17 protein-coding genes are annotated in these 17620 nt (G+C 35.8%); 12 read left to right on the top strand and 5 right to left on the bottom strand.

Annotated features, from left to right (window positions below):
- Nucleotide 1: 1 nt before the first annotated feature.
- From ACNQGN_RS01165 to ACNQGN_RS01150, 4 genes are all read right to left on the bottom strand, one after another.
- Complete coding sequence (locus tag ACNQGN_RS01165) at nt 2-1585, bottom strand: efflux MFS transporter permease (RefSeq protein WP_417986044.1); 1584 nt, start codon at nt 1583-1585, stop codon at nt 2-4.
- Between the two features lie 5 nt (nt 1586-1590).
- On the bottom strand, nt 1591-2643 hold the full coding sequence (locus ACNQGN_RS01160) for an HlyD family secretion protein (protein WP_417986043.1): 1053 nt from the start codon (nt 2641-2643) through the stop codon (nt 1591-1593).
- Nucleotides 2644-2679: 36 nt separating this feature from the next.
- Complete coding sequence (locus tag ACNQGN_RS01155) at nt 2680-4020, bottom strand: TolC family protein (protein ID WP_417986042.1); 1341 nt, start codon at nt 4018-4020, stop codon at nt 2680-2682.
- Between the two features lie 153 nt (nt 4021-4173).
- Nucleotides 4174-5013 (bottom strand): helix-turn-helix domain-containing protein, encoded by an 840-nt coding sequence (locus tag ACNQGN_RS01150; RefSeq protein WP_417986041.1) that lies wholly within the window; start codon nt 5011-5013, stop codon nt 4174-4176.
- Nucleotides 5014-5342: 329 nt separating this feature from the next.
- On the opposite strand from ACNQGN_RS01150, the gene ACNQGN_RS01145 reads away from it, so the two are divergent.
- The 12 genes from ACNQGN_RS01145 (at nt 5343) to ACNQGN_RS01090 (ending at nt 16975) form a co-directional block, all read left to right on the top strand.
- Complete coding sequence (locus tag ACNQGN_RS01145) at nt 5343-5603, top strand: heavy-metal-associated domain-containing protein (RefSeq protein WP_417986040.1); 261 nt, start codon at nt 5343-5345, stop codon at nt 5601-5603.
- A gap of 97 nt (nt 5604-5700) precedes the next feature.
- The gene (locus ACNQGN_RS01140) at nt 5701-6084 is read left to right on the top strand and encodes a hypothetical protein (RefSeq protein ID WP_417986039.1); all 384 of its coding nucleotides are present in this window, start codon (nt 5701-5703) and stop codon (nt 6082-6084) included.
- 250 nt (nt 6085-6334) lie between these two features.
- A complete protein-coding gene (locus ACNQGN_RS01135; RefSeq protein WP_417986038.1) occupies nt 6335-6667 on the top strand; it encodes an ArsR/SmtB family transcription factor in 333 nt (110 codons plus the stop codon).
- An 18-nt stretch (nt 6668-6685) separates the two neighbouring features.
- Nucleotides 6686-7156, top strand: a complete 471-nt coding sequence (locus ACNQGN_RS01130) for a DUF6428 family protein (protein WP_417986037.1) — start codon at nt 6686-6688, stop codon at nt 7154-7156.
- A gap of 14 nt (nt 7157-7170) precedes the next feature.
- Nucleotides 7171-7800, top strand: a complete 630-nt coding sequence (locus ACNQGN_RS01125) for an arsenate-mycothiol transferase ArsC (protein ID WP_417986036.1) — start codon at nt 7171-7173, stop codon at nt 7798-7800.
- 1 nt (nt 7801) lies between these two features.
- On the top strand, nt 7802-8848 hold the full coding sequence (gene arsB, locus ACNQGN_RS01120) for an ACR3 family arsenite efflux transporter (protein WP_417986035.1): 1047 nt from the start codon (nt 7802-7804) through the stop codon (nt 8846-8848).
- A gap of 271 nt (nt 8849-9119) precedes the next feature.
- Complete coding sequence (gene nirB, locus ACNQGN_RS01115; RefSeq protein ID WP_417986034.1) at nt 9120-11627, top strand: nitrite reductase large subunit NirB; 2508 nt, start codon at nt 9120-9122, stop codon at nt 11625-11627.
- Nucleotides 11628-11739: 112 nt separating this feature from the next.
- A complete protein-coding gene (gene nirD, locus ACNQGN_RS01110; protein WP_417986033.1) occupies nt 11740-12117 on the top strand; it encodes a nitrite reductase small subunit NirD in 378 nt (125 codons plus the stop codon).
- A 29-nt stretch (nt 12118-12146) separates the two neighbouring features.
- Entirely contained in the window at nt 12147-12734 is a 588-nt protein-coding gene (locus ACNQGN_RS01105; protein WP_417986032.1) for a DUF4202 domain-containing protein, read from the top strand.
- Nucleotides 12735-12746: 12 nt separating this feature from the next.
- On the top strand, nt 12747-14555 hold the full coding sequence (locus ACNQGN_RS01100; RefSeq protein WP_417986031.1) for a sensor histidine kinase: 1809 nt from the start codon (nt 12747-12749) through the stop codon (nt 14553-14555).
- Between the two features lie 127 nt (nt 14556-14682).
- Nucleotides 14683-15342 (top strand): response regulator, encoded by a 660-nt coding sequence (locus tag ACNQGN_RS01095; protein WP_417986030.1) that lies wholly within the window; start codon nt 14683-14685, stop codon nt 15340-15342.
- A gap of 151 nt (nt 15343-15493) precedes the next feature.
- A complete protein-coding gene (locus ACNQGN_RS01090) occupies nt 15494-16975 on the top strand; it encodes an MFS transporter (RefSeq protein ID WP_417986029.1) in 1482 nt (493 codons plus the stop codon).
- A gap of 231 nt (nt 16976-17206) precedes the next feature.
- On the opposite strand, the gene ACNQGN_RS01085 is transcribed toward ACNQGN_RS01090, so the two are convergent.
- Nucleotides 17207-17530, bottom strand: coding sequence for a hypothetical protein (locus tag ACNQGN_RS01085; protein WP_417986028.1), 324 nt, complete (start codon nt 17528-17530; stop codon nt 17207-17209).
- Nucleotides 17531-17620: the final 90 nt, after the last annotated feature.

The raw sequence follows: 17620 nt of genomic DNA, 5'->3' as shown, positions 1-17620 counted from the left end.
TTCAACTACCCCAAATTCTATTTTTGAATAGGTCAAATGTTTGTCTTAAATGCTGATTAAGCGATAGAAAAATAACGACAATAAGCATTAGGTAACCAATAGCGGTAAAGATTTCCATATTTGACAATAAAACCGATTGTTTTGAAACAGAACTGATAATTTGTTTCATCGCCAATGTATTGGAATCGTCCAAAGTATATCCCTTAGCCATAAAGCTTCGGGTGATTTGCGCTTGACGCATTTGCGTTTCCGGACTTTCCGGAAGAACAAATTGCCTGAATTTTGTAAAATGAGTACTTTGTAAAAACAATCCTGCATTTTGAATCATGGCAAAACCCAGTATACTTCCCCAGAATCGACCTGCAACGCCGACTACTCCCGCGAAGGGTGCATAATGAGTCGGAACAGCGGCTACTGTGAACAAAACTAACGGGACAAATACGAGTCCGACAGCCACACCCTGCAACATATATGGAATTGCAATATCCAATAAAGATGCATCTGGCACAAATAGGAAAGTAAACCAAAAATGAAATAAAGCAAAAAGTGAAAAACCCATTATAAAAATATAGCGAGAAGCAACCGATTTGGCCAAAAATACCCCTGTCAAAATCATTCCGATTACATTTCCCGTTAAATTCAGATATTGCACATGCGCCACTCTTGAAGGTTCCCAATTCCAAACAACAGCCATCGTACTATGACAAATATTCAACGTCGATCTGGCGATGTAAAAAACCACAGACAACAATAATCCAGTTCTTAGATTCGCATACCGAAATACCCCCATATCAAAAGTAGGCCTCTTGACCAGCATTTGTCGGGCGATAAAAAAACTACCGGTTATTAAGGCAGCAATGAGTGCTGCAACAATTTGTGAGGATTCAAACCAATATTTCTTTTCACCGTAAACAACAAAATAACTGCCACACAAAATAGCGGTAAGCACAAGAATAAAACTTGCCCAGTCGATCTGATACAATGGGATCTTTTTATAAACCCGATTAGTATTAAAGGTAAGCATAACTAAAGCTACGCACACAATCTGGAAGAAAGCAGAACCATATGCCATATATTTCCAATCGTAATTTTCAAGCAGCCAGACCGCAATATTCATTATAAAAGGAGACGCCAGCATCAAAGCGCCATAATTAAGTGTAAAAGCAATAATCACGGCATTTTTAGACTTAAAACGTGTAATTAAAAATTGTCGTAAAGGTAAGACGGGCAATGCCATCAGAATTCCTTCGGCCATTCTCAGCATAATAAACAAAGAAAAAGACGTTGTGTAGGCCGACACTATAAACGTTAAAGCTGCCAAACTATAAATAACAATAAAATACTTCTTGGTTGGAAAAAACTTAAACAACCTGCTTTCAATGAGAATTGTGGATAAAAAAGTCCCATACGTAACACACATGGAAAACTGCAAATCCTCGACCTCCACATCAAGAAAACTCGCTGCATAGGTCACATTGGAAGTATATACTCCCAATAAAACCATCGAGTGAAGCAGACAGAAAAAGATAATAGCTATACTAGCCCAATTGGGGACCCAGGATTTAAAAACACTTACTGCTGACATCTTAATTATTGGTGTTCGGCTATAACAGTCACATTCATACCTGCCCTTAGAAAGTCCGTTGCTGCAGTATTCTCTTTTAGTTTTATTCGAACCGGAATTCTTTGTTCTATTTTTATAAAGTTACCTGTTGCATTATCCGGAGGTAATAGTGAAAAACGCGCACCACTGGCTGGCGACAAAGATTCAATAATTCCCGCAAATTCTCTTCCGCTGATTGCATCTGCTTTTAACGCAACTTCTTGACCAATGGATAAATATTGCAGCTGCGTTTCCTTAAAATTAGCCGTAACCCACTTTTTCTTACTGACGATAGAAACTAAGGTCTGCCCTTCTTTTATCATTTGCCCCGGTTGTATCATTTTTTTACCAACCCAGCCATCATATGGAGCTGTAATTATCGTGTAGGAAAGAAACAAAGCGGCGTTATCTGCTGTGGCTTGTCTGGACTGAATTACTGTCTGCGCTGCTGGGATTTTAGCCAAAGCTTCTGATGTGCTTAATGTCGCAGAGTGGATCGTATTTGCTATTTCCTGATAATGTGCCTGTGCCAATTCATAGTCCGCTTTTACTTTCTCAAGCTGTTGTTCAGTAGCCGCTTCCTGGCTTACTAATCCTTTGTAGCGATTGAATTCCAATCTGGTTTTCCACACTTCTGTTTTTGCAGCTGCTAACTGAGCTTGCCTGACCGAAGTTGTATTGGAGGTCGTTGCAACATTTTTCCGGATCACAATACTGTTGCTTTTTGCATTTTCAACATCTGCCAATGCCATGTCTAAATGCGCTTTGTATTCCCTATTGTCGATGACAATCAAAGTATCCCCTTTGTGAACAAACTGATTTTCACTATAACGCACTTGCTTAATATAACCCGTAATTCGGGTCATAACTGGTGTTACATACTGATCTACCTGAGCATCATTGGTTTCTTCGTGATTTTTATTAAAAACATAAAACCAAATCCCTAAAACAATTCCACTGAGAACCAGAATACTTGCAATCACGGTGATTAATCTATGAAATGATCGATGAGCCCTTGACGAGTGATGTACTTTTACCATATAAACTTGAAAATAAATTATATTAAACTGAAATTATTATTTGTTGAGTAGTCCTGCTGTATGAAGCAATTCATACTGCTTCATCACCACATCTATTCTGGTGGAAACTTTGTTGAATTTTGCCTGAAGTAAGGCATTATCTGCGTCGACCATTTCAGTAATCAACACCAATTGGTTCAGGTATTTTACTTTTACAATGCGGTAATTTTCATTAGCTAATACCAGTGCTTTATCCGTAACAGGTAACTTGTCCCTTATTTCCTGATACTGGGTATGCTTTCTAAACACTTTATCCAGCATTTCATTTTTCACAATCTCAGCTTCATTTTTTTGCAATTCCACTTTTAAATTGGCAATCTGCACTCTGGCTTTATTTTTATACAAACCAGACAAATTATAAGTTGCCTCCACCCCTATTTGTCCTATAGTGTACAGATAGGGACGATTCAACGTAAATAACATATAGTCGGGATATTTTAGATCATAATTCCCAACAAAGCTTACCTTAGGATAATAGTTCCCTTTCACCATTTTCAACGCTATTTTTTTTACGTCTACTTCCCTATTTGTGATGCGCATTTCTTCGTTTTGAAGGGTTTCTTTACGATAGAAATCATAGTCTTTCAAAGGTGCGATATCGAGCAGGCCGGTTGTATCTATAGCAATTTCTGATTCTTCGGGTAACTGTAATGCTGTTTTTAACTCCTGAAGACCAATCCTGATATTTTTTTTATTGGTCAGCGAATTGAGTTCTCTGTCCGACAATTGCAGTTCAGAACGCAGCACTTCGTTTTTAGTAACCGTTCCAAAGGCTTTAAAAGCTTTAACCTCCTTAACTCTTTCCTGTTCTTCTTTAATGCTTTCATCAATGATTTTCTGGAGTTCCATCATTTTATAAATGCCTAAAAAAGTAGCAGTAACCTGTAATTGAATATCGTGCTGTATCTTCTCTACTTTGATTTTAGCAATTTCGTTTTCCGCTTTAGACTTTTTAATCGCATTATTGATTTTATTACCTGCATAAAGTGGCATTTCAAATTGTGCAACTGCATCATATAGTACCGTTCCTGGTTCTGGAGTATACGTATGTTTGTCCGAGAAAAAACCGCCTTCATACTCCGTCAAATCTGACAATCTGGAATACATGGCATTAAAATTAACTTCCGGGAAACGGAGATTTTTTGTCTCGGAAATCTCTTTTTCTGAGATACGCTGTTCGATATGCGCTTTCTGAATCGTCTTATTATTTTCTGCAGCGATTTTTAAAGCAGCCTTTAAAGAAATACCTGTACTTTGTTGTGCCTGTAGCGCCGTTATCCCCGCAAAGAAAAGAAGCAGTAACACTGTATGTGAAAAATTGATTTTCGATCGGTCCAAAAGAGCCCATTTTGTAGAAAACATACTATAGATAAAGGAATAGGGTGCAAAGTTCCTCAATTTAATTTATGTCGTAAAATCAACAAAAGTCAAATAGCGATTCATTTCGGACAAATGGCAGGCACTCAAAAGAAGCATCGCGCAGGTCTCTTTTTAGACAGATGGTTTTAGCTGTACTTTTTTTAATATTTCAACCCCTTTTAAGTAATCAGAAGGACGTTGCCCCAAAATCTTGAAAAAGGTATTACTAAACGTAGGGACACTATTATAGCCAACTGCATGAGCCACTTCATTTACAGCTAGTTTTTTTTCAAGGAGCAATTCTATTGCTTTTAAAATTCTTCGAATGGTAAAATATTGAATAAATGACATGCCTAAATCTTTTTGGAACAAACGATACAAAGAGCGCTCACTAAAACCAAATCGATTCGCCAAATCAGAGAATAAGATAGTTTCCCCCAAGTTTTCATCTAAAAAATTACTGATCTTATGGAGCCTGATATCCTTTGGCAAAGGCAACGCTAATGGTAAATTGGTCGGACAGACTTCTGGTAAAATGGCTTTTATCGCACTTGCAATACTAAAATTTCTACTTCCTTTTTTCAGGTGTCCATTCCATCGGTTGGTAAAAAGCATCATTTGCAGCAATAAATCATTAATTGGATAAATTCCTTCTTTTTCGTAAAAAGAATCATCTCCCGGATCTGTTGGGAAATACAAGTTCCGCATCATAACATGCTCTGAATTGGGATGGATACTATGTTTTATCCCACCAGGAATCCAAATAAAATGACGGGCAGGAAGAAAATAAGTTCTGGTTTCAGTGGTAACATAAACAATGCCGCCTTCGGAATACAGCATTTGGGCTTTTTCATGCTCATGGGTCGGAATAAACAATTCGCCCATTAAATCATGATAGCAATAAATACTTTTTGTATCCGTATCTACCTCTTTTATATAATATTTCTCTTCTAAAGCTTCAGATAAACCCATTGCGACTGAAATGAATATTTTTATACTTTATTACGCTATTTATCCAATTCTAATTTCAAGTATGCCATTGGTCAGAATTGATTTCAAAGTTACAAAGACAAAGCCGTTTCTGCTCACCATGTCTCTTTTATTTTCAAGATTAAGACTGTTAGAACAGGTGGATTTAGCACTTTTTATTTGCGGATGGTTTCTATTTAAGCAATTGATTTTTACAGCTATAAATCTGTCGTTTTTTTTTATTTAGTACAACATAAATGCTTAACTTTAAGCAACTTAATTTTTTATTTAAATACATCCAAACTACATCGTTAATCTTAAAAAACAAAAACATGAGCGCATTAAAAGACAGTGTAATACCAGGAAATCATGGTCAGATTTTTGGAACAAATGCTATGGAAGAAGCCGATTTGATGGAAATTAAAGCCAGCATATTGAAATTGGACGGAATAAAAGATGTGTTGTTGAATGCAGCAATCTTTCCACGAGAATTCACGGTTCACACGTCCAAAATGGTATCCATCAGTGACATTGAAAACAAAGTAAAATCAGTGGGATTTCACGCTATTCCAAAAGATATATTCGAGCTTTAGCATTTTGGGGACTTTTCCCAATTCTTTGCTTTTTGCAATTTCTATTAAAAAACAAGCCAGATTCAATTACTCTCAAATTATTTAAAAAAGACGAAAAATGGAAACTAAAAAAACAATTTATCAATTACACGAAGAACACAAAACGTGGCTCAATAAACTTTCGTTTTATAAAGATGAACTTAAAATTATGGACAGTCGCATTTTGGAGGTAGCAGAAAAGAATACTTCTAAAGAAGTACGCGCCTTAGCGGACCATTTTAATAATCAGCTAATTATTCAACGAGAACAGATTGATATCTTAAATCATGATATTAAAAGTCACGAATCGTATCTTCAGGCAGCAGCACTTGAGAATCCCTATGGCATTGATACGGAGAAATTTTCAGACCATAAAAAACACAGAGAAAGCATAGCAACTTTTGAAAAACTATTTAAGGATTTAAGGGAAGAATTGATTGAATTCCTATCAAAATGGATGTAAATCCCTGATTTACAAAAATTTATAGGCGTCTTTTTTTAAAAAAAATATTAGAAATTATTTCTTCGGCGTTTCTTATTGCCGAAGAAATTTTAAATTTTACTAAGAAAGCATTTCTTTTTAAAAAACCTCAAACACGGCTGCTGTGCTTTGGCAATACATAACCTGCCATTTAAAATTTAAGAAAAAAAAACGATTCAATATTTGGTTTTTATTCATCTATATCGTAATATTGCAATATAAATATATAACGATGGGAATTACTAAATCAGAACATTTCACAGACGAGCAAAACGAACTGGCAACTTTGGCAAAAGCCATAGGCCATCCCGCCAGAATTGCGATAATAGAGCACCTTATAAAAGTAAACAGTTGCGTATGTGGTGACATCGTCAACGAATTACCTTTGGCCCAACCAACCGTTTCGCAACACTTGAAGGAACTAAAAAATGCCGGACTTATAAAAGGCAATTTTGAAGGAAATGCAATTTGTTATTGCCTTAATGAAGAAGGTTTTAATAAAATAAAAGTTTTTTTTCAACACATCAATACCTATTTAGAAAACAAGAAGAATCAATGTTGTTAATTTTAAAAATTTTAAAAAATGAAACTATCTGAAATTAAAAAACAGTTGAGCACCTTAGAAAACGTTGCTTTTGTACTGCCAAACGGAACTTATGTTCCAGAACATTTTCACGTAACCGAAGTGGGTTTAATCATCAAAAACTTTATTGATTGTGGCGGAAAACAGCGAAAAGAAACCGTTGTTAACTTTCAATTATGGGATGCCAATGACTTTGAACACCGTTTAAAACCACAAAAACTTTTGAACATTATCGCGCTTTCAGAAAAAACGCTGGGCATTGAAGATTCTGAAGTAGAAGTTGAATTCCAGGGGGAAACCATTGGCAAATACGACATTGGTTTCAACGGAAAAGAGTTTACGCTATTAAACAAACGAACTGCTTGTTTGGCACAAGATCAATGTGGCATTCCGGCAGAAAAACAAAGAGTAAAATTATCCGAAATTCCAATCCAATCGAACAGTTGCACTCCTGGAGGAAGCTGTTGCTAATAATTTAAAACAAAATGACTTTAACCAATACCGTATTTCCAAAAATCGAAGAAACCATCCGTGCTTTTGATTTTAAAAGCATAACAGCGGAGCGCAAAATCATTTTGCAGCCACTTATTGATTTTATTCAAAATAAAGTTGCAGACCAACAAGAAATCAGGCTGAATATGATTTGCACTCACAATTCCAGAAGAAGCCATTTATCGCAGGTTTGGGCACAAACAGCGGCAGCACATTACAACATCAAAAATGTATTTTGCTATTCTGGCGGAACCGAAGCAACCGCTTTATTCCCCATGGTAGCAAAAACACTGGAACAAACAGGTTTTAAAATCAAAACTATAGCAGAAGGGAATAATCCAATATATGCCATAAAATACTCGGAAAACGAACACCCTATTATTGGTTTTTCTAAAACTTATGACGCTGATTTTAATCCACAAAGTGAATTCGCAGCGATTCTGACCTGTTCACAAGCAGATGCAGGCTGCCCGTTTATTGCTGGTGCCGAAAAGCGTATTCCAATCCCGTTTGAAGACCCGAAAGCATTTGACAATACACCACAACAGGCAGAAAAATATCAGGAACGCAGTGTACAGATAGCAACCGAAATATTCTATGTATTCTCACAAATAAAATCATAATATGGCATCACATAAAAAAAGATTAAACTTTCTGGACCGCTACCTGACACTTTGGATATTTTTAGCAATGGCAATAGGTGTTTCCATTGGTTACTTCATTCCATCAAGCAGTGGCTACATCAATTCCTTTTCCGACGGAACCACCAATGTCCCATTGGCAATTGGATTGATTTTAATGATGTATCCGCCACTGACTAAAATTGATTTTTCAAAAATTCCTTTAATGTTTGATAAACCAAAATTACTGACCGCCTCTTTTTTAATAACCTGGGTTTTGGGTCCGTTTTTAATGTTTTCATTAGCAACATTCTTTTTGAAAGACTATCCGGAATACATGACCGGCTTAATCATAATTGGAATTGCGCCTTGTATTGCAATGGTAATTGTCTGGAATGAACTGGCCGAAGGAAATCGCGAATTAACTGCTGGCTTAATCGGAATTAATAGCGTCCTTCAGGTCCTCTTTTTTGGTTTATATGCGTACTTCTATTTGGAAATTATGCTGCCCTTATTTGGAATAAAAGGCTTGGAGTTAAACATTACAATTACCGAAGTGGCAGCAACGGTCGGAATTTATTTAGGAATTCCGTTTGCACTAGCACTAGCCAGTCGTTATGCCATTAAGAAATACATTGGCGACAAATGGTTCAATCAGAAGTTTATTCCTTTTGTTTCCCCAATTACACTAATCGCCTTGCTTTTTACAATCGTAATCATGTTCAGCCTAAAAGGAGAAATGATTGTTGATTTACCTTTAGACGTAGTTAGAATTGCTATTCCGCTTGTCATTTTCTTTACAATTATGTTTTTCCTGATGTTTTTTGTTTCCAAAAAGATTGGAGCCAATTACAGAGACGCTGTTGCACTATCATTCACAGCATCCGGTAATAATTTCGAATTAGCTATTGCCGTTTCTATTGGCGTTTTCGGCATCAATAGCGGACAGGCCTTTGCAGGGGTGATTGGACCACTCGTGGAAGTTCCTGCTTTAATAATTTTAGTAAATGTCGCTTTTTGGTTAAGAAAAAAATATTATCAATCTAAGTAATTTCTAAAGAAATATTTTTAAAACATAAGTACATAGTTTCCGATTAATACAAAGCTCCCAGACACTATTTGGGAGTTTTTTTGTTTAAATTCCATTTGACTCCCCCAAATACAAAATATTTATTTCATAAAAACAGTAATTTTATTGTAAATACCCTATTTAAAACACCCTTTTTTAAATAATTATCAATTATTTTCAAAAACATGAAATTAAGCATACAAATTAAGTATTTATACTTATATTTGCGTAATAATACTTAATTAATGAGATTATGATTAAAGTAATAGTAGTCGGAAACGGCATGGTAGGTTACAAATTTTGTGAAAAATTCGTTGCAAAATCAGGACAAGAAGAATATCAAATCACCGTATTTGGAGAGGAGCCAAGACGCGCATACGATAGAGTTCACTTGAGTGAATACTTTGCGGGTAAAAGCGCTGACGACTTATCATTATCAACATCAAATTGGTATGAAGAAAACAACATTACGCTAAATACCTCTGAATTAATTACTGACATTAATAGAGAGCAAAAAACGGTACATACACATTTAGAAAAAATACACACCTACGACTACTTAGTTTTAGCAACAGGCTCGTCTGCGTTTGTCCCACCAATAGAAGGGGTTGAAAAAGAAGGTGTTTTTGTTTACAGAACCATAGAAGATCTGGATGCAATAATGGCTTATGCCAAGAAAATAAAGCAAAATGGCGCTACAGAAGCTGCTGTACTTGGTGGCGGATTACTGGGACTTGAAGCTGCTAAGGCGGTATATGATCTAGGTTTAAATCCTCATGTAGTGGAATTTGCCCCTAGACTGATGCCTAGACAATTGGACAAAGGAGCAAGTGATATGCTGCAATCAAAAATCGAAGAACTCAACATTGGCATCCACCTGAACAAATCAACTCAGTATATTGCTGGAGAAGAGCACATAACAGGAATGATGTTTGAAGGAGACGAACTCTTAAAAGTAGACATGCTGGTAATATCTGCGGGAATAAAACCACGTGACGAACTAGGAAGAGTTTCAGGATTGGAAGTAGGCGTGCGAGGAGGAATTATAGTAAATAATAAAATGCAATCTTCAGATCCATATATCTATGCGATAGGAGAAGTAGCACTTTACAATCATATGATTTATGGTCTTGTAGCTCCTGGATATGAAATGGCTGACGTTGCGGCTGAACAAATCCTGAAAGGCGCAAAAACGATGAGGGAAACCATCGATATGTCTACACAATTAAAATTAATTGGTGTCGAAGTTGCGAGTTTTGGTGATCCTTTTATAGAAAACGAGAATGTGACCGCCATTGTTTACGAAAACAAATTGAGCGGCATTTATAAAAGAATCAACGTTACGAAAGACTCCAAAACCTTATTAGGCGGAATATTAGTAGGAGACTCAAGCGATTATAATGGATTGTTCCAAATTTACAGTAACGCTATGCCGTTACCTAAAAACCCGGAAGATTTAATTCTTGGTTCCAGAGGCGGAGAAGCTTCTACTTTAGGAAACGCAATGGATTTGCCAGATACTGCTATTATCTGTTCTTGCGAAAATGTTACAAAAGGTGCGATTTGCTGCTCTATTATCGACGAAACTTGTTCCAGTTTATCAGATGTAGTAAAACTAACCAAAGCAACTACCGGCTGTGGCGGTTGTAAACCGATGGTAGTAGATATCGTAAAAGCTACTCAAAAATCAATAGGAAAAGAAGTTAAAGACACGATATGTGAGCATTTTCATTACAACAGACAAGAATTGTTTGATATCGTTAAAATAAATAAATATACCAACTTCTACGAAGTAATTGATCATCATGGTAATGGAGATGGTTGCGAAGTTTGTAAACCAGTAGTTGCCTCTATTTTCTCCAGTATCTATAATGACACAGCGAACAAACACGTCACAACTCAAGATACAAACGACAGATTCCTTGCGAACATTCAAAGAAACGGAACCTATTCTGTTGTACCAAGAGTTGCCGGTGGAGAGATTACTGCCGAAAAATTAATTGTCATTGGACAAGTGGCCCAACAATTCGACTTATATACCAAAATAACGGGAGCACAACGTGTTGATTTATTTGGGGCACACTTAAACGATTTACCTCAAATTTGGAAAATATTAATCGAAAATGGTTTTGAAAGCGGACATGCTTATGGAAAATCATTAAGAGCCGTAAAAAGTTGCGTAGGAAATGCATGGTGTCGCTACGGTATGGATGACAGCGCTGGTTTTGCTATTGAATTGGAAAACAGATACAAAGGAATCCGTGCACCCCATAAAATAAAAGGAGGCGTTTCTGCCTGCATCAGGGAATGTGCTGAGGCAAGAGGAAAAGATTTTGGACTAATCGCTGTTGAAGGCGGCTGGAACCTGTACATCTGCGGAAACGGTGGAGCGAATCCAAAACACGCTGTTTTACTGGCCGAACAAATAGACAAAGCAACAGTTATCAAATATTTAGATCGTTTCTTAATGTATTACATCCGAACTGCCGGACCATTAGTTAGAACAGCTACATGGCTGGACAAATTAGACGGTGGTCTGGATTACCTAAAAGAAGTAATCATTTTTGATCGTTTGGGGATTTGCGAAACATTAGAAGCAGAAATGGAGTCACTGGTTGGCACTTTTGAATGCGAATGGAAACAAGTACTTGAAAAACCAAGATTGATGAAGCGTTTTAGCCACTTCGTTAATTCTGATGAAAAAGACGACAATATTGAATATGTGCCGTTAAGAGATCAGAAAATGCCAAGACCCTGGTAATAAAAAGCAAATAGTTATAATCTTTTTTCCATCTCAACTTCAACAGCTTATTTAAATATTCGCAATAGTTACAAAAGCTGTTGAAGTGATGAAAAATAAAAACATATAAAAAATGGAAGATATCTTAAGTCAATATGGAACAGTACATCCAAGCGATGTGAAAATATGGTTTAAAGCTGGAAAAATAAAAGACTTCCCTAGTAATAGAGGCGGTTGCATCAAATACAAAAATAAACAAATTGCCGTTTTTAACTTTGAAAGAAGAAACGAATGGTATGCCTGTCAAAATGTTTGCCCACACAGAATGGAAATGGTATTGTCCAGAGGTATGACAGGATCTGCAGATGGTATTCCAAAGATTGCGTGTCCAATGCACAAGAAAACTTTTTCTCTTGTAGATGGTTCGAATCTGAATGGAGAGGAATATTCAATTGCAACCTACCCTGTAAAAGTTGTAGAAGATGAAGTATTCGTTGGCTTTTTGGAATAATTATGTATCTTTGATTTTAAACATTTCAAATGACAGCAACACCATTCCAGAACGCAAGTAAATGGATTGACGCAGAGAATGCTCAAGATCCAAACCACGAAACATACCAAGGCACAACCTATCCAAAAGAATTACTATATTCTAATAGAATGTACGAGAGACTGATGGATTTTCATCCAAATGCTTCAGAAGAAGTTCAGATTGCCTCTAAAGCACAACACATTTGCCGATGGAAAATAGCCCGAGAATCCTACCCTATGGATCGTGTGGGTTATTTAAAATGGCGCGAAGATTTGAAAAAATTTCACGCCAAAACAACGGCAGTTATTTTAGAAAAAGCAGGTTACAGCGAGGAATTTATCGCCAGAGTTTCTTTTCTAATCGAAAAAAAATTACTTAAAAAAGACGAGGAAACACAGCTTTTAGAAGATGTGATTTGCTTAGTATTTCTAGAGCATTACTTAGATCCTTTTGTGCACAAACACGACAGGGAGAAAATGAAAAATATCATTCTGAAAACATGGAATAAAATGTCTGAAAAAGGACATCAGGAGGCACTAAAAATAAACTTTAGCCCTGAAAATTTTGAATTGATAAAAGAGGCTCTTGGATTGTAATTTGATCTCGTTATGAAAAAAGGCGGCAAAGGATCCATCGACACTATTTCATTTAAAAACTTAAGACGATTGTATCTTTTCGCCTTATTGACTATTGCCATTACGGTATTGCTAAGCCAGCTGCTGATACAGTACAACCTCCACAGTCAACTGAGTGATTCCCGAATCATCAACATTTCCGGAAAACAAAGAATGTTGAGCCAGAAACTGACGAAAGAAGTTTTGATCTTGAATTTTGTAACGGATACTGCCAAAAAAAATGAAGAGGTTATCCGCATAAACGAAACGCTTTCTCTTTGGAAAGCTACGCATTATAATTTAGAAAAAGGGAATGACAGCCTCGGTTTTCCAAAAGAAAAAAGCGAGGCTCTCGCTGCACTATTTCAGTCAATAAAACCCAATTTTGACTCTATCGTAAGCGCCACGACTCTTTTTCTGGAAAATAAAAAAGCACATAAAAACGAACCTGAAAATCAAAAATTAGTTCAGACTATTCTTGAAAATCAAGGTCTCTTTCTCTCCAAAATGAATCAAATTGTAGGTGAGTACGACAAAGGAGCACTCGAAAAAGTAACCTTGCAAAGCAAGACAGAATATGCGATTCTAGCGTTTACATTATTTGTCTTATTATTGGAATTCCAGTTCATTTTCAAACCTACAAACGAAAAAGTAGAAAAACTTATTTCCAAACTTTTATCCTCCGAAAAAAAGGCATTAAAACTAGCCTACAACACTGAAATTATCAGTGAAATAAAAGAAAATTCAGTCAAAGAATTGAAATCGCTCAATTACGCAATGGAAAATACATTACTCTATTGCCGGGTTGCCCCTGATGGTACCGTAATTCATATTGGTGAAAAATTCTCAAAACTGTTGCAGTACAACCCATTCGTTTCTGATAAAACTTTCTCACAGGTTTTGACTCCAATAGAAAAAGAACAATTAATAATTGACAGGATTATTACCGAAAAGCAGCGTAGTGGCTGGCAAGGTGAACTTAATATCACCAACAGAAATGGAGAATCCCTTTGGCTGGATCTGTCGATGATCCCGGTAACCATAAAAAAAGAGGAATCGGAATTATTGGTGATCTGTTTTGACATTACCGAACGTAAAAAAGCGGAAGAGGAAGTCGAACGATTAAACACCGAAAACGTAACTGATAAAATTAACCAGCAGAAAATTATTTCGAGCAAAATTGTCGAAAATCAGGAAAACGAACAAAACAGAATTGCCAGAGAAATTCATGACGGAATCGGACAAATGCTTACTGGCCTGAAATTTAGTCTGGAAAGTATCAATCTGGACGACAAAGAAAAATCGGCCCAAAAAATAGAGTATTTAAAAAAATTATCTCTTGATATTATAAAAGGAGTCCGTACCGCGACATTCAATTTGATGCCACCGGAACTGAGCGATCACGGTATTGTTTCGTCTATTGCAAAACTAACTCAGGAACTCTCCAAACTCACCGGGAAAAATATTCTTTTTTATAATAAAACCAATTTTGATAAACGACTGGATTCCTTAATTGAAATCAACATCTATCGACTGACACAGGAAGCCATTAACAACGCTTTAAAATATGCCGATTCCACACATATTATTGTACAATTATCGCATAGCAATTCTATTTTGAGCATTACAATTGACGATAATGGAAAAGGATTTGATATTAATGGAGCTGAAAAGAAGCGAAACAGTGAGTCCGGAATGGGATTGGTTTTTATGAAAGAAAGAATCCAATATATTAATGGTCGGGTTTTTATTAACTCTATTCCAGAAGAGGGGACTCGAATTACGTTCAATATTCCTATATAATCGGTAGAATTTTATAAAATTCACTCTTTTTTCAATCCTAATAAAATATTTTCAGTAGAATACGTATCTTAGCCTTTATTTTTAGGTTAATATACGTAATAATTAGATTTCAAAAATTAAGTAAGTTATGAGTAATACTATTCGAGTTGTTCTGGCAGATGATCATGTATTTGTAAGAGATGGTATCAAATCATTATTAGAAAACGAAGTCAATATAGAAGTTGTAGGCGAAGCTACGGATGGATTAGAAGCTCTAAACATGGTAGATACGACTAAACCTGACTTACTGATTTTAGATATTCGTATGCCCAATCTAACCGGTATAGAAGTAGTTGAAAAATTGAGAAGCCAAAACAATATGGTTAAAATTGTCATGCTTTCTATGCACGAATCAGAAGAGTACGTATTAAAATCCATAAAAGCAGGAGCCGATGGTTATTTACTGAAAGGCTCCAGTAAAGAAGAATTTCTTAAAGCAGTTCATACTGTTGCTAATGGTGGAAAATACTTTAGTGGTGACATTTCTTCTATATTAATCGGCCAGCTTAGCAATCCTTCCGGAACAATAGAAACAAAACCAACATTAGACGAAGAACAGCTGATAACCAAAAGAGAAAAAGAAATTCTTAAACTTTTATTGTCCGGAAAAGGCAATAAAGAAATCGCAGAAGCTTTAGACATCAGCAAACGAACTGCCGAAGTGCACCGCTTTAATCTGATGAAAAAATTGAAAGTAAAAAACCTGATGGAACTTTCCAATAAAGCTACTGAATTTTCGCTATTGTAATCTTTTTTTTATTTCTGAATTTTTTCAACCCCTTTAAAACTACGTATTTTTATAATAATTAAGTATAAATACTTAATTATTTTACGTAAACTGCGAAAACGCAGGTTTTAACTAGGGCTAAGTACTTACATTTGTCAAAAATATAAGTATCATGAAAAATTCAAACTCTTTATCCCAATCTCATAAAATTTTGTTTTTAAACACACTTGCATTTACTGTATGTTTTGCTTGTTGGACTTTAAACGGTGTTTTGGTTACTTTCTTAGTAGATAACGGCATTTTCAAATGGAGCGTTGTTCAGGTAGGCTGGCTTCTTGGAATTCCAATTCTAACGGGTTCCATTATGCGTTTACCAATCGGAATTCTGACTGATAAATTTGGCGGAAAATATGTATTTTCCATATTACTCCTGCTCTGCTCTATTCCTTTGTTTCTACTTCCTTTCGCAGATAGTTTTTTCATGTTTGCCCTTCTAAGCTTTTTGTTTGGTATGGTAGGAACAAGCTTTGCTGTTGGTATTGGCTATACTTCTATTTGGTATCCAAAAGAATGGCAGGGAAGAGCATTAGGTATTTTTGGAATGGGAAATGCAGGTGCAGCAATAACCACCTTTCTTGCTCCTTCACTATTGAATCATTTTTCAATTGAAGACCCTCAAAATGGATGGAAATTACTACCCGTAATTTATGGCGCAGCTTTAGTAGCTATTGGTATTGTTTTCTTAGTCTTTGCAAAAAACAAAAAAATTGAAAATCAGTCAAAAACTGTATCTCAAATGCTTCAATCATTAAAAAGTGTACGTGTTTGGAGATTTGGAGCCTATTACTTCTTAGTGTTCGGATGTTTCGTAGCCTATTCACAATGGTTGTTACCAAACTTTATGAACGTATATCAAACGAGTTTAGTAATGGGCGGATTATTTGCCACCATGTTCAGCTTACCTTCTGGTGTGATTCGTGCATTTGGCGGGTATTTATCCGATAAATTCGGCGCACGAAAAGTGATGTATTGGGTATTAGGATCTTCTGTAATATTAAGTGCTTTGCTTATGATTCCAAAAATGGATATCACTACCACAGGTCCTGGTGTAATGGCTACAAAAAAAGGAACTATTACATCCGTTTCTGACGCTAACGTAAAAATTGGTGATAAGGACTTTGCAATCATTCAAAAGGTAGAGAAACCTATGGAAAGTTCTATTTTTCCTGTTCGAACTTCATGGCAACAAGTAGTTGTAAGCGAAAATCAAGACGTTAAGAAAAAAGAATTGGTTGCTAAAGGAATTACGCACATCCATTTTGACGCAAACATGTGGGTATACCTAATTTTAGTAATACTTATTGGTATTTCTTGGGGAATTGGAAAAGCAGCCGTTTACAAACACATTCCTGAATATTTTCCAACTGAAGTTGGAGTTGTAGGTGGAATGGTAGGGATGATCGGTGGATTAGGAGGCTTCTTTGGACCAATTATCTTTAGTTACCTACTAACTTCTACAGGAATCTGGTCAAGCTCTTGGATATTTATTCTACTATTTTCTGCAGTTTGTTTGATTTGGATGCACCTTACCGTGACTAAAATCATGAATGACAAACAACCAACATTATCCCGAGAAATGGAACGTAAAAAATAAAATAATCCTTTTTTGAATGTGTTAATTGGGTTAAAAAAATTGTTATTAAACACCAGAAAACTTCATTCAAAAAAGAACCCCAAAACTTTCAATTCCTCTAGAAAGTTTTTACTTCATGCACAGGCGTAACACTTCCTATTACGGTTTTACGTCTTGTGTAGAAGCTAAAAAATCAAACCGCAAATTAACAGATTATGTAACTGTGAAAAACTAGAAGCAAACCCAAAAGAATTATGCTTTTAATATGTTTAAATCATAATACATTAAACGAGTTTCTAATTTAGTATCTGGATCAAGACCAGTGTATTCTTTTTCTTGTTTTTCAGTGCTAAACAAAGGAATAAATTCATTATCTGAATAATATTTTAAAGGACCAACTTCATTATATGAATCGACTACTATAAAACGGCAACCTGTCTTATTTGCACCATCAATAAACCAAGATTTTATAAAGTCCATTAGTTGCTTATCTGTCCTTTCAGCTTCGTCTTTTATAAATCTATAATTTTTATTTACCCCAAGCCTTCCTATTAAAACAGCTGGATAGGATTTCATCTGTTTTTGTCTACGAATGTCTTTGATTACTTTTTTCTTACGCGAATTAGGTAGAAGAAAGGTTTTTATGCTATCATTGGAAATAGTAAA

It is taken from the genome of Flavobacterium rhamnosi, assembly GCF_048286515.1.
In the GTDB taxonomy this organism is placed as follows: Bacteria; Bacteroidota; Bacteroidia; order Flavobacteriales; family Flavobacteriaceae; genus Flavobacterium.
The sequence above is the reverse complement of the archived record's forward strand: the minus strand, read 5'-3'. Positions and strand labels throughout refer to the sequence as shown.

What these genes read in the sequence shown, in the direction of transcription:
- nirB (WP_417986034.1), top strand. Translation starts at nt 9,120, where the DNA reads ATGATTAAAGTAATAGTAGTCGGAAACGGCATGGTAGGTTACAAATTT.
- ACNQGN_RS01165 (WP_417986044.1), bottom strand. Translation starts at nt 1,585, where the DNA reads ATGTCAGCAGTAAGTGTTTTTAAATCCTGGGTCCCCAATTGGGCTAGT.
- arsB (WP_417986035.1), top strand. Translation starts at nt 7,802, where the DNA reads ATGGCATCACATAAAAAAAGATTAAACTTTCTGGACCGCTACCTGACA.
- nirD (WP_417986033.1), top strand. Translation starts at nt 11,740, where the DNA reads ATGGAAGATATCTTAAGTCAATATGGAACAGTACATCCAAGCGATGTG.
- ACNQGN_RS01160 (WP_417986043.1), bottom strand. Translation starts at nt 2,643, where the DNA reads ATGGTAAAAGTACATCACTCGTCAAGGGCTCATCGATCATTTCATAGA.
- ACNQGN_RS01150 (WP_417986041.1), bottom strand. Translation starts at nt 5,013, where the DNA reads ATGGGTTTATCTGAAGCTTTAGAAGAGAAATATTATATAAAAGAGGTA.
- ACNQGN_RS01130 (WP_417986037.1), top strand. Translation starts at nt 6,686, where the DNA reads ATGAAACTATCTGAAATTAAAAAACAGTTGAGCACCTTAGAAAACGTT.
- ACNQGN_RS01135 (WP_417986038.1), top strand. Translation starts at nt 6,335, where the DNA reads ATGGGAATTACTAAATCAGAACATTTCACAGACGAGCAAAACGAACTG.
- ACNQGN_RS01100 (WP_417986031.1), top strand. Translation starts at nt 12,747, where the DNA reads ATGAAAAAAGGCGGCAAAGGATCCATCGACACTATTTCATTTAAAAAC.
- ACNQGN_RS01125 (WP_417986036.1), top strand. Translation starts at nt 7,171, where the DNA reads ATGACTTTAACCAATACCGTATTTCCAAAAATCGAAGAAACCATCCGT.
- ACNQGN_RS01095 (WP_417986030.1), top strand. Translation starts at nt 14,683, where the DNA reads ATGAGTAATACTATTCGAGTTGTTCTGGCAGATGATCATGTATTTGTA.
- ACNQGN_RS01085 (WP_417986028.1), bottom strand. Translation starts at nt 17,530, where the DNA reads ATGAAATCCTATCCAGCTGTTTTAATAGGAAGGCTTGGGGTAAATAAA.
- ACNQGN_RS01140 (WP_417986039.1), top strand. Translation starts at nt 5,701, where the DNA reads ATGGAAACTAAAAAAACAATTTATCAATTACACGAAGAACACAAAACG.
- ACNQGN_RS01105 (WP_417986032.1), top strand. Translation starts at nt 12,147, where the DNA reads ATGACAGCAACACCATTCCAGAACGCAAGTAAATGGATTGACGCAGAG.
- ACNQGN_RS01145 (WP_417986040.1), top strand. Translation starts at nt 5,343, where the DNA reads ATGAGCGCATTAAAAGACAGTGTAATACCAGGAAATCATGGTCAGATT.
- ACNQGN_RS01090 (WP_417986029.1), top strand. Translation starts at nt 15,494, where the DNA reads ATGAAAAATTCAAACTCTTTATCCCAATCTCATAAAATTTTGTTTTTA.